Origin of the sequence: Streptococcus sanguinis SK1 = NCTC 7863 (assembly GCF_000194945.1) — a bacterium.
In the GTDB taxonomy this organism is placed as follows: Bacteria; Bacillota; Bacilli; order Lactobacillales; family Streptococcaceae; genus Streptococcus; species Streptococcus sanguinis.
The window spans coordinates 244263-256439 of record NZ_GL878509.1 but is presented as its reverse complement, the minus strand read 5'-3'; the positions used below and the strand labels follow the sequence as shown (position 1 = coordinate 256439).

The 12177-nt window shown below is 45.3% G+C and carries 13 protein-coding genes; 10 read left to right on the top strand and 3 right to left on the bottom strand.

Annotated elements, in window-relative coordinates; genetic code table 11:
- The first annotated feature begins 18 nt into the window (after positions 1-18).
- Entirely contained in the window at positions 19-1062 is a 1044-nt protein-coding gene (tsf, locus tag HMPREF9378_RS02505) for a translation elongation factor Ts (protein ID WP_002894014.1), read from the top strand.
- 99 nt (positions 1063-1161) lie between these two features.
- Here tsf and HMPREF9378_RS0110970 read toward each other — a convergent pair whose 3' ends face one another.
- Positions 1162-1650 (bottom strand): hypothetical protein, encoded by a 489-nt coding sequence (locus HMPREF9378_RS0110970; protein WP_002902079.1) that lies wholly within the window; start codon positions 1648-1650, stop codon positions 1162-1164.
- A gap of 146 nt (positions 1651-1796) precedes the next feature.
- Here HMPREF9378_RS0110970 and HMPREF9378_RS02510 point away from each other — a divergent pair, with 146 nt between their 5' ends.
- The 9 genes from HMPREF9378_RS02510 to HMPREF9378_RS02550 all read left to right on the top strand — a co-directional run bounded on the left by HMPREF9378_RS02510 (position 1797) and on the right by HMPREF9378_RS02550 (position 10274).
- On the top strand, positions 1797-2261 hold the full coding sequence (locus tag HMPREF9378_RS02510) for a CtsR family transcriptional regulator (protein WP_002899234.1): 465 nt from the start codon (positions 1797-1799) through the stop codon (positions 2259-2261).
- Positions 2262-4691: an ATP-dependent Clp protease ATP-binding subunit gene (locus tag HMPREF9378_RS02515; protein ID WP_002902081.1), complete on the top strand. Its 2430-nt coding sequence runs from the start codon at positions 2262-2264 to the stop codon at positions 4689-4691. It abuts the gene before it with no gap.
- A 93-nt stretch (positions 4692-4784) separates the two neighbouring features.
- A complete protein-coding gene (locus HMPREF9378_RS02520) occupies positions 4785-5528 on the top strand; it encodes a DUF4272 domain-containing protein (RefSeq protein WP_002902083.1) in 744 nt (247 codons plus the stop codon).
- Between the two features lie 41 nt (positions 5529-5569).
- Positions 5570-6055 (top strand): hypothetical protein, encoded by a 486-nt coding sequence (locus HMPREF9378_RS02525; protein WP_002902084.1) that lies wholly within the window; start codon positions 5570-5572, stop codon positions 6053-6055.
- A complete protein-coding gene (locus HMPREF9378_RS02530; RefSeq protein ID WP_002902085.1) occupies positions 6039-6440 on the top strand; it encodes a DUF4430 domain-containing protein in 402 nt (133 codons plus the stop codon). Before HMPREF9378_RS02525 ends, HMPREF9378_RS02530 begins: the two co-directional genes overlap by 17 nt.
- A 185-nt stretch (positions 6441-6625) precedes the next feature.
- Complete coding sequence (locus HMPREF9378_RS02535; protein ID WP_002902086.1) at positions 6626-7684, top strand: AAA family ATPase; 1059 nt, start codon at positions 6626-6628, stop codon at positions 7682-7684.
- Between the two features lie 70 nt (positions 7685-7754).
- Positions 7755-8522: a nicotinamide riboside transporter PnuC gene (gene pnuC / locus HMPREF9378_RS02540; RefSeq protein ID WP_032911312.1), complete on the top strand. Its 768-nt coding sequence runs from the start codon at positions 7755-7757 to the stop codon at positions 8520-8522.
- A gap of 54 nt (positions 8523-8576) precedes the next feature.
- Positions 8577-9365 carry an NUDIX domain-containing protein gene (locus HMPREF9378_RS02545; protein ID WP_002902088.1) on the top strand — a complete coding sequence of 263 codons (789 nt, stop codon included), beginning with the start codon at positions 8577-8579 and terminating at the stop codon, positions 9363-9365.
- Between the two features lie 159 nt (positions 9366-9524).
- Entirely contained in the window at positions 9525-10274 is a 750-nt protein-coding gene (locus tag HMPREF9378_RS02550; protein ID WP_002902089.1) for a DUF6287 domain-containing protein, read from the top strand.
- A 35-nt stretch (positions 10275-10309) separates the two neighbouring features.
- On the opposite strand, the gene dusB is transcribed toward HMPREF9378_RS02550, so the two are convergent.
- Both dusB and hslO read right to left on the bottom strand, forming a co-directional pair.
- A complete protein-coding gene (dusB, locus tag HMPREF9378_RS02555) occupies positions 10310-11287 on the bottom strand; it encodes a tRNA dihydrouridine synthase DusB (RefSeq protein ID WP_002914137.1) in 978 nt (325 codons plus the stop codon).
- Positions 11274-12146 (bottom strand): Hsp33 family molecular chaperone HslO, encoded by an 873-nt coding sequence (gene hslO, locus HMPREF9378_RS02560; protein ID WP_002902091.1) that lies wholly within the window; start codon positions 12144-12146, stop codon positions 11274-11276. The genes dusB and hslO overlap by 14 nt, the downstream gene beginning before the upstream one ends.
- Positions 12147-12177: the final 31 nt, after the last annotated feature.

The window sequence follows — 12177 nt, the reverse complement described above, 5'->3', positions numbered from 1 at the left end:
AAAAATAGGAGAAGAAAAATGGCAGAAATTACAGCTAAGCTTGTCAAAGAATTGCGTGAAAAATCTGGTGCTGGTGTCATGGACGCTAAGAAAGCACTTGTTGAAACAGATGGTGACATCGAAAAAGCGATTGAATTGCTTCGTGAAAAAGGTATGGCAAAAGCAGCTAAGAAAGCTGACCGTGTTGCCGCTGAAGGTCTGACAGGTGTTTACGTAAACGGTAATGTTGCAGCTGTTGTTGAAGTGAATGCTGAAACTGACTTCGTTGCGAAAAACGCTCAATTTGTTGACTTGGTAAATGCAACTGCGAAAGTAATCGCTGAAGGTAAACCAGCTAACAACGAAGAAGCGCTTGCTTTGACAATGCCTTCAGGTGAAACTCTTGAAGCTGCATACGTATCTGCAACTGCAACTATTGGAGAAAAAATCTCTTTCCGTCGCTTTGCTTTGATTGAAAAGACAGATGCTCAACACTTTGGTGCTTACCAACACAACGGTGGCCGTATCGGTGTTATCTCAGTTATCGAAGGTGGAGATGATGCTCTTGCTAAGCAAATCTCTATGCACATCGCTGCGATGAAACCAACTGTTCTTTCATACAAAGAATTGGATGAGCAATTTGTTAAAGATGAATTGGCACAATTGAACCATGTCATCGATCAAGACAACGAAAGCCGTGCAATGGTTGGTAAACCAGCTCTTCCACACTTGAAATACGGTTCTAAAGCTCAATTGACTGATGCAGTTGTTGCTCAAGCTGAAGAAGACATCAAAGCTGAGTTGGCTGCTGAAGGCAAACCAGAAAAGATCTGGGACAAGATCATCCCAGGTAAAATGGACCGCTTCATGCTTGACAACACTAAAGTTGACCAAGCATACACACTTCTTGCACAAGTATACATCATGGATGACAGCAAGACAGTTGAAGCTTACCTTGAATCAGTAAATGCTTCAGTAGTTGAGTTCGCTCGTTTTGAAGTTGGTGAAGGTATCGAAAAAGCTGCTAACGACTTTGAAAACGAAGTAGCTGCAACAATGGCTGCTGCTCTTGGTCAAAACTAATCGTTTTTAGCTTAGAAATAGAATGATAAAAAGGTCTGAGAAAAAATCTCAGACCTTTTTATAGTTTTTTAAACATCAAGTTTAGAATGGTGAGCAGCATCACTTAGCTGCTTTTTCTCTTTCTTCCTTATGAGCAATCAAGCCGTTGGTAAAAATCAATACTGCCAAGAGGAAGAGAAGAACTGTCGTTTGGGGGTAAGTCAAGCTAAACTGGTAGACTTTGGTAATAAACAAAAGGGGCAGAGTAACCACTATCATAATCAGAAAGCTATACCATTTGACTCGGTTGCTGACCAGCTCCTGTTCGAAGAGCAAGGGAGCATAAAGACAGGCGATGAGAGCTCCGATAGGAATATCAACATAGTCAGCAGAAAAGATGGTGAAAATACTCAGAGCTGCAAAGAGCCATTTGAGTACATGACGAGAATAGTTGAGCCAATCCATTTTCATTGGATTATCCTCCTTGTTTAGATGATAGTTGGCAGGCAGGAGTTTCTGTCTGTCTTTTCCTTGTGGATTTCCACCTATATTATAACGCTTTAAAAGCAAAAAGCAAGCGGTTACACAAACCTGACAAAGCTTTTTCACTAGTTTGAATTGTCAGATCTTTCAGTCATCCCTTTTTCTTTTAAAATAGAGACTTTTCCGGTATAATATTAGTCAAAGATAGTCAATGTTAGAGAAGCAAGGAAAAAAGAAATCTATTCTGAAATTTTCAACTGGAAAGGGAAGTCATGGGTGCAAAAAACACATCGGACAGTATTGAAGCATATATCAAGTCTATTCTGGCTCAGGCTGGGATGGTTGAACTGAAACGCAGTGAACTGGCTGATGTTTTTCAGGTGGTTCCCAGTCAGATTAACTATGTGATTAAGACGCGTTTTACGGAAAGTCGGGGCTATATCGTTGAGAGCAAGCGTGGTGGCGGCGGCTATATTCGGATTGGAAAGATTGAATTTTCCGACCGGCATCAGATGCTTTGCGGCCTGTACGACAGTGTGGGAGAGCGTGTCAGCCAGCAGGTTTTCACAGATGTTATTCAGCTTCTTTTTGATGAGAAGATTATGACTGAACGTGAGGGCAATCTAATCTTGTCAACAGCATCGGACTCGATTTTGGGTGATGGGGCTGCGGTGATTCGTGCCCGGATATTAAAAAAGATTTTACAACAACTAGACAGAAAAGGAATGGAATCATAAATGAAATACTCAAAAGCCTTAATAGAAAGCTTGGAAGCAGCCCAGCTCTTGGCCGGCCATTTTACGACAGATTATCTGGAATCATGGCATCTGCTGATTGCTCTGGCTAATAATCCCTACAGCGTTGCTGGTTCAGTCCTCAATGAGTTTCCTGTGGAAGTTGATGGATTTGAAGAAGCAGCTTTTCAGATTACTGGTCAGGCTTATCAGAAAGACGGTCACTTCGAGCTGCTGCCTTTTTCTTATCGCTTAGAGGAGTTGTTTGAGGAGGCGGGCCAGATTGCAGAAGCTGTTCGGGCTAAGCATGTAGGTACTGAACATGTGCTGCTGGCTATGTTATTTGACCGGGGGACCTTGGCCTCTCGTATTCTGGAATTTACTGGCTTTAGCTACGAGGACAAGGAGCAGGGACCGAAAATCAGTGATTTGCGAAAGGTCTTGGAGCAGCGAGCTGGCTGGGGCAAGGAAGATATCAAGGCTATTCGCAGTCTGAATAAGGGAGTAATGGCCGCTAAGCAGACCATGGCCAATATGATGGGTATGCCAGCTTCTACTAGCGGTGGTCTGGAAGACTACACCCGTGATCTGACGGAGCTGGCTAGAGATGGCCGATTGGAGCCCGTCATTGGCCGCGATCAAGAAATTTCACGGATAGTTCAGATTCTCAGTCGTAAGACTAAAAACAATCCAGTGCTGGTTGGAGATGCTGGGGTTGGTAAGACAGCTCTGGCTTTAGGACTGGCTCAGCGTGTAGCGGCTGGTCAGGTTCCGGCTGAACTTGCTAAGATGCGGGTTTTGGAGCTGGACTTGATGAATGTAGTCGCTGGCACTCGCTTTCGCGGAGACTTCGAGGAGCGGATGAACAACATCATCAATGACATTGAAGAAGATGGTCATGTCATTCTCTTCATCGATGAGCTGCATACTATCATGGGATCTGGCAGCGGTATTGACTCGACTTTGGATGCAGCCAATATCCTGAAACCGGCTCTGGCTCGTGGAACCTTGCGAACTGTTGGTGCCACGACGCAGGAAGAGTATCAGAAACATATTGAAAAAGATGCGGCCCTTTCCCGGCGTTTTGCTAAGGTCAGCATAGAAGAGCCTAATGTGGCTGACAGCATTGCTATTTTACAAGGCTTGAGAAAGAGCTATGAGGACCATCACAAGGTACAGATTAGTGATCAAGCGATTGAGACGGCGGTGAAATATGCCCATCGCTATCTGACTAGCAAGCATCTGCCGGACTCTGCCATTGATCTTTTGGACGAGGCCAGTGCAACAGTGCAGAATAGAGGACCACAGAATTACGAGCAGTCGGATTTGACGCCAGTGGATCAAGCCTTGATGGCAGCGGACTTTAAAAAGGTGTCGAAGTTGCTTGAGCAAGAGCAGCAACCGAAGCTTTATAAACTAAAAGTGGAAGAAGACGATGTCTTGGCTACTCTGAGTGGCTTGTCTGGTATTCCAGTGCAGAAGCTGACTCAGACAGATGCAAAGAAATACCTCAACTTGGAAACAGAACTGCATAAACGCGTGATTGGGCAGGACGAGGCGATTTCAGCTATCAGCCGAGCTATCCGACGGAACCAGTCTGGTATCCGCAGCAGCAAGCGGCCGATTGGCTCCTTTATGTTCCTAGGTCCGACAGGAGTCGGGAAGACAGAGCTAGCCAAGGCCTTGGCCGAAAGTCTCTTTGATGACGAGTCTGCTCTCATCCGCTTTGATATGAGTGAGTACATGGAGAAATTCGCGGCTAGCCGTCTCAACGGAGCGCCCCCAGGCTATGTAGGCTATGAAGAAGGAGGGGAGCTGACGGAAAAGGTGCGCAACAGACCTTATTCTGTCCTGCTCTTTGACGAGGTGGAAAAGGCGCACCCAGATATTTTCAATGTTCTCCTGCAGGTCTTGGATGATGGCCAGTTGACTGACAGCAAGGGCCGCAAGGTGGACTTCTCCAACACGATTATTATCATGACCAGCAATCTGGGGGCGACCAGTTTGCGGGATGATAAGACGGTGGGCTTTGGTGCGCGGGACATTCGCTTGGACCATGCCAATATGGAAAAACGGATGCTGGAAGAACTCAATAAAGCATATAGACCAGAGTTTATCAACCGTATTGACGAGAAGGTAGTCTTCCACAGCTTATCTGCTGAAGATATGCAGGAAGTGGTCAAGGTTATGGTCAAACCGCTCATTGCAAGTCTCGCTGAGAAGGGAATTGAGCTGAAATTTCAGGCTAGTGCCCTTAAGCTGCTGGCTCAGGAAGGATACGATGTGGAAATGGGAGCACGGCCATTGCGTCGCACTCTACAGACTCAGGTAGAGGACAAGCTGTCTGAGCTCCTCTTGACAGGAGATTTGACTGCTGGTCAGACTCTTAAGGTCGGGGTCAAGGCTGGCCAACTCAAGTTCGAAGTGGCCTAGAAATCGCAGTCTTTCAACGGAAAGTTGTTTGATCGTGGTTAAACCTTGATAGCAATCATACCTATAGATACCGAACAGTTATTTCATCATTCAATGAAACTGGGAATTGAAGGATTGGAGGCTGATATGTCGCTTTTTAAAGACTTGTTTGCTGGCAAGAAAGCCAGAGTGAAAACACCAGAAGAGCGCAAGGCGGCTAGTATCCAGCGCTTGAAAAAGGAGGGGATTCCTTACATTGAGCATTTGCCAGTCATCGAAAGTGCTGAGCAAGTAAGGCCGCGCTCGCTAGAAGAAATTGCGCGTCGAGCTATTAGCAGCCTCTTGATTATTCAGGCGGCCTTGGATATCGAAAATAATAATTATAATGAGGAGAGCCGCCATTGGCTGCAGGATAAACTGCAGCAATACGGGGTGCAGGAAGAGTTGACGCCCAAAGAAAGGGCAGTCTTGGAAGATCGTGCCGACTCGGCAGCTATTATTAATATGGTTTGGAAATACGAGGCCTATTGGTCCTTGATTTGGTACTTGGGTCTAGTAGATACTTTACCGTTTCCAGATAAGATTTGTGATTGTGATATTGCTATTGACGCAGTCGCTAGTGCGGTTGACTTTCAGGAATTTCTGGGGAAATGCCAACCGCGCAGCTTAGAAGAATTACTGGATGAGGATGATTTGATTTATCGTTATCACTGGGCTTGTGTGGATGCTCGGATTCATAACCAGCCAGCACCGGCAGGCCTTGATGAAAGTGTTGTTCTGGAGAGGCGGTCTGGTCTTGACTGGCTGCTGGGGCTGAATACGGCCCAGGACTGGGATGCTGTTGAGCTGCATACCTAATCCAACTTGTCTTGATTCACTCAATTAGAAAGGAGGTACCTTTGTCTGCTCGCAAAATGGCTAAAATTGCCATCCTATCGGCTCTATGTGTGGCCTTTCGCTATGCATTTTCCTTTCTGCCCAATGTGCAGCCTATCTCAGCTATCTTTTTCCTGATAGTCATTTTTGAGGATTTGCCGACTTCACTCCTAGTGATGGCTGTGACGATGTTTACATCAGCCTTTCTTTTGGGAATGAGTCCAATCGTCTTCTTTCAGTTGCTGTCCTTTGGACTGATTCTTTGCCTTTGGCGGCTGCTCTATCCTCGGTTAAATCTAGTGGGACAGGGAATAGTAGCAGCTCTCCTATCCTTTGGCTATGGCATTGCCATTGATACGCTGACAGCCTTGCTGTACAACTATCACTGGTGGTCTTATGCGATTATCAATGCTTTGACCTTCAATATAGCGCACGGACTGTCGACTTTGTTTTTTTACCCACTCTTGTACCCTATTTTAAGGAGGCTCTATAATGAAAAAAATCTTTAGTTTGCTCACACTTGCTTTTGCCCTTCTCCTTGTAGGTTGCGGCAGCAGCCAGACAAATACTGACAAGAGCTCTAGCTCCGCTGATTCTTCTGTTAAAAAGGAACTGAAAATCAGCATCAGTATTGCACCAGATGGTCAGGAGAAGAGCGAGAAAACGGTGGCTGTTGAAGAAGGAAAGACAGCTATGGATGCTTTGAAGAAGGCCTATAAGGTCGAAGAAAAAGATGGTTTTATTACTTCTATTGACGGCCATGCTCAGGATGAAGCAAAGGGCCTCTACTGGATGTTTAAGGTCAACGGAGAAATGGCTCCTAAGGCAGCCAATCAAATCACTGTCAAGGATGGAGACAAGCTGGAATTCTACCAAGAAGTCTATCAGCAATAAATCTTTTATAAAAAGAATCTGATGCTTAAGACATTAGGTTCTTTTTTTGCGCTTAATACAGTTTTAAAGTGTCTGAAAAATATTTTTATAAAATTTTATAAAAAACTATTGACAAAAGAAAAATATAGTTTATAATAAAATCATAGAAAGAATAAAATATAAAAAATAATAAAAAGGCTAAACGTATGAAAGAAAAAATTGCAATCGTCTTTGGAACATTTGCTCCCTTGCATCAGGGGCATATAGATTTGATTCAGAAGGCTAAGCGTTCTTACGACAAGGTGCGCGTGGTGGTTTCAGGTTATGAGGGAGACCGTGGGCAGGAAGTGGGTCTATCTCTGCAGAAACGATTCCGCTATACGCGGGAGACTTTCGCAGATGATGAATTGACCCAGGTTTACAAACTGGATGAAACTTCTTTTCCACGCTATCCTCTGGGTTGGGACAAGTGGCTGTCAGCTCTATTAGAGTTGGTGAGCTATGATGCAGAACGAGAGGAACTGATTTTCTTTGTTGGTGAGGCTGACTATCAGGAAGAGTTAGAAAAGCGCGACTTCAAAACTTCCTTGCAGGAGCGACAGTTTGGGATTTCAGCTACGATGATTCGGGAAAATCCTAGTCGTTATTGGAAATATATCGCCCAACCTTTCCGCCGTCACTTTACTAAGAAAGTGCTGATTATGGGTAGCGCCAGCAATGGTAAAACGACCTTGGCCAAGGATTTGGCTCGCTTTTATGATGCTCCGGTTAGTCTGGAATATGCTCGAGAATACCAGATTCAAAATAATGTGCGAGACGATGAGCTGACCCCTAAAGACTACTATTATCTGCTCTTAGGACAATATGCTCAGACTTCTCGCTTGATTGACAGCAGCTCCAACCGTGGTCTGGTCGTGGCTGATACAAATTCACTGGTAACCAAGGCTTACTATGATTACTATCTGAAAGAAAGTCCGGTTCAGGACGAAGAAACAGATACTTTTGATAATCTCTTTGCCAGTATTTTGTCCAAGGAAAAATGGGATTTGATTCTCTTTGCTGAGCCGGTCGGCACCTATGTTAACGATGGTTTTCGTGATATGAGCATGGCGGACGAGGCTATCCGCAGTGATTTTTCAAGCCATCTAAAAAGGCTGAAAGAGCAGTGTTTGGCTCATATTCCGACGGTCTATCTAGCTGGTAGTTATTTGGATAATTATCAGGCGGCCAAAGAAGCGATCGATATGATTTATCAAGCGGATTAAAAAAGAAAGTGGTAAAATAGAATGGTAGTAAAAAAATCAAAAACTCTCTCCTGCACCTATCTACGCAGGACTGAAACAAAAATTTCAAACCTTTGCTCGGAATTTCCGCAATGTCTGTGCAGCAGCTAAAAAGCAGGGGATAAAAGGAATCGCGAAATTGCTCTGGCAGGATTTATTTGGCGGGCGTAGCTTGACTCAATGGCTCTACTTGATTGCTTTGTCTAGTCTGCCTTTCATTTTGGAGTTCACCAGTGGTCAGGAGCAGCATGACTGGCTGGGACTCTTTGCTTCTTGGACAGGCATCGTTTGCGTTATTCTAGTAGCCGAGGGGCGGGCCAGCAATTACCTCTTTGGAGCGGTTAATTCGGCAATTTATCTCCTATTGTCCTTTCAGGCTAGCTTTTATGGAGAAGTGCTGACTACGGTCTACTTCTTTATCATGCAGCCTATTGGCCTTTATACTTGGCTGTCCAACCGGGTCAATGAGCAAGATAAGGAAGAACCCTCTCATTTTGAAGCTAAGAAGTTAGACTGGCATGGCTGGCTTAAATATTTGGCCTTGACGGCCTTGATTTGGATTGGTATGGGCTTTGCCTATAAAAGTATTCACAGTCACCGGCCTTTCCGTGATAGTGTGACAGATGCGACCAATGGTATCGGTCAGCTTCTTATGACTGGTCTCTACCGCGAGCAGTGGATCTTCTGGATTGCGACCAATCTCTTCAGTATCTATCTATGGTGGGGTAGCAACCTTCATATCCAGGCCATGTACTGGGTCTATACCCTCAATAGTATCGTTGGATGGTATCAGTGGACCAAGGCGGTGAAGAAAGCTTAGACCAAGGCCTGAGATTTTTGATAGAAAAAGATAGCTTAGGAAAGGAAGAAACTCATGACCAAACAGGATATCCCAGCGGGAATGTCGGAAAAAGAGTACTATGAAACCATGGCGGATGAGTCCGCCTTTTTGGCATGGTACAAGACACAGGATTTACCTAAGTATGAGACACCTAGCGTAACAGCAGATATGGTAGCCTACTGTTTCGTGGAAGGGCAGATAAAACTCTTGGTTATCAAGCGCAAGGCCCACCCTTATCAAAATAAATATGCCTTAGTCGGAGGTTTTGTGGACAAGCATGAGGATGCCTATCAAGCCTGCATCCGGGAAGTCAAGGAAGAGGTAGGGCTGGAGATACCGCTGGAAAAGGTGGAGCAGCTGATGACGGTTTCTACTCCAGGACGTGATCCACGCGGATGGGTCATCACCATTGCCCATCTGGTCTATCTGCCGGCTATAGCAGTAGATCAAGCACAAGCTGGGGATGATGCCAAGGAAGTCACCTTTCTTGATGTAGACTTTAAGACAAGGAGTTTTAGAGACGGTGAGCGGCTCCTGACAGCAGAGGACTTTGCCTTTGACCACTACCAAATCCTGCTGGAATCTATCAAGCGGATTCAGGGGCGACTTGACTGGAATCCAACTTTTCTCCATCTGCTGGAATCACCGTTTACTGTCTATGAAGGGACTGAGTTGGTCAATCTCATCACGCCTAGACGACCTATTGTCAGCAATAATTTTCTAGTGAAATTTGGAGAATACCTAGAGGAGGCTGGTGTTAAGCGCGTGCCAAAGAGGAAGCCGAGAAAAGTGTATCGGTTGAAGGCAGAAAAATCAGATTAAAAGAAAGCTGATCATATATTTCTCTTGCAGGATAAATTTGTCCTGTTTTTTCGTTTTTAATTACGAATAGATAAGTAGGAGCGAGTTTCTCATGACAAAAGAAGCATATTGAGAAACAGAACTTTACTTGGGAAAAAATTTTTTAAGAATTTTGCATAAATGATTGACATAGTAAAATCACAGTGTTACAATAATGTTACAAAAAGATTTCTTAATGTTACAAGGAGACAAAAGATGAAAACACGTACTTATACAAAAATGATGGCAGCTGCAGTTCTGGCTTCTAGTTTGCTTTTAGGGGCATGTGGTAAGAAAGAAGAAAGTGCAACAAGTGCCAGTTCTAGCAAAACTGTTCAAGCTTCTTCTAGCTCAAAAGTTGCGTCATCCAGCAAGGCCAGCGCTTCTCCTAAGGCCAGCAATAGCGCTTCTTCAGAAGGAGCAGTTAGCCAGTCTGAACAAGCCCAAGCTCCTGCCAGTCAGCAACAGTCTACTGTCGAAGCTCCTCAAGCCCAACAAACGCAGCCACAGCAAGCCTCAGGTCGACAAAATATTCAGAGTCAAGCAACTCAACCAGCCCAAGCGCCCGAAAGCAATCGCCAGCTTCAGAATAAACAGGCAGCCAGCAATGCTCGCTATAAAGGTGTCTTGACTATGGTGGATGGGGATTTCTCAGCCGCTGCTGGAACTTGGAAAGATGCCAATGGAAATACTGTGACTGTATCAGGTAATGGTCAATTCACAGTCCAGTCTGCAGATGGAAAGACAGATAATTATTCCATTGCTTCCTACTCTTATACACTGGATGATGGCAAATACAATGCGCAGTTAAGCGGCCAAGGCAATGCCAATCTGCAGATTACAACAGGAGCAGATGGTTTAGTAACAAGCGTTGTGGTGACCCAACCCTAAACAAAAAAGGAAGTCCAATTGGCTTCCTTTTGGTTTTATTTTTGAATTTGTAAGAGTTCTTCAATTTCAGCCAGGCTTTCAGCTTGAGAAATAGCACCGCGGAGCTTGGCTGCTCCGGCAGTACCGCGCAGATAGTGCGGAGCTAGGCCCCGGAATTCGCGGATGGCCACATATTCTCCTTTGAGATTTACCAAGCGGGAGAGGTGATCGTGAGCGATTTTCATCTTGTCCTCGAAGCTGAGGTCTGGAAGGATTTCGCCGGTTTCAAAGTAGTGGTTGATTTGGTTAAAGAGGTAAGGATTTCCCATAGCAGCTCGGCCCACCATAACGGCATCGGCACCGACTTCCTCGATACGCTGTTTAGCATCATGCACACTGCGGATATCACCGTTAGCGATGAAAGGAATCTTGGTCAGAGCATGGGCTACGTCGTGCAAGGTCTCAAGGTCAGCATGACCAGTATACATTTGCTCACGGGTGCGGCCGTGCATAGCCAAGGCTGAGACTCCAGCGGCTTCGGCTGCTAGAGCATTTTCTACAGCTAGTGAGCTGTCAGACCAGCCAGTTCGCATCTTGACTGTCAGAGGAATATCCAGAACGGACTGGACCTTGTTGATGATTTTATAGATTTTCTCAGGGTCCTTGAGCCATTTAGCTCCAGCTTCGTTTTTGACAATTTTATTGACCGGGCAGCCCATATTGATATCGACGATATCCGTCTTGGTGTTTTCTTGGATAAATTCTGCTGCGCGGGCTAAACTGTCCTCGTCGCTACCGAAAAGCTGGATAGAAACGGGATTTTCTCCTTCATCAATGTGGAGCATGTGGAGGGTTTTTTCGTTGTTATACTGGATGCCCTTGTCAGAGACCATTTCCATCACGACCAGGCCTGCTCCCAGCTCTTTGGCAATGGTTCGGAAAGCAGAGTTGGTTACGCCGGCCATAGGCGCCAGAACTGTGCGGTTGGGAATTTCGACTTTCCCAATCATAAAAGGGGTATTAAGATTTGTCACGAATCAGTTCCTCCAGGTCATTTTGGTCAAAGTGATAGGCAGTCTGGCAGAATTGGCAGACGATTTCAGCTCCTTGGTCTTGGTCACGCATCTCTTCCAAGTCAGTCTTTGGCAAGGTAGCCAAGGCATTCATGAAGCGCTCTTTGCTGCAGTCGCACTGGAAGCGGATTTCCTCTTCAGACAGGCGTTTGTATGGCTCATCACCATAGATGGCAGCCAGTAGAGCTTCGATATGGTCATCGGATTCCAGCAGTTTTGAGATGGCAGGCATTTCTTGGATCCGCTTCTCAAAGCGGGCAATTTCAGTTTCCTTAGCGCCAGGCAGAACTTGTACCAAGAAACCGCCAGCAACCTTGACTTTATCATTCTCATCCAAGAGGACATTGAGGCCAACTGCGGAAGGTGTTTGCTGGCTTTCGGTTAGGTAGAAAGCTAGGTCTTCGCCGATTTCTCCAGAGATGAGAGGAGTCATGGAATTGTAAGGATTGCCCGTACCGTAGTCCGTTATAACGAGGAATTCGCCTTGGCCGACAAAAGGACCAACCATAACTTCGCCAGTAGCTGTCTTTTTGATATCTACTCCGGGATTTTGCACATAGCCTTTGACATTACCCTCGGTATCTGCCACTGTGATGATCGCACCTAGTGAGCTAGTTCCAAGGATCTTGACGGTAATCTTGGTCTGGCCTTTTTCATTTGCAGCCAAAATCTGGCTGGCAATCAGTGTGCGGCCAAGTGCAACGGTAGAACTTGCTTGAGTTTGATGTTTTTCTTGAGCGGTCCGAACCGTCTCTGTGCTATCCAGCACATAAGCACGGAAAGAACCATTTTCTGAGATAGTTTTGATAATTTTGTCCATACCTTTTATTTTAACACAAAAAAGAAAAACA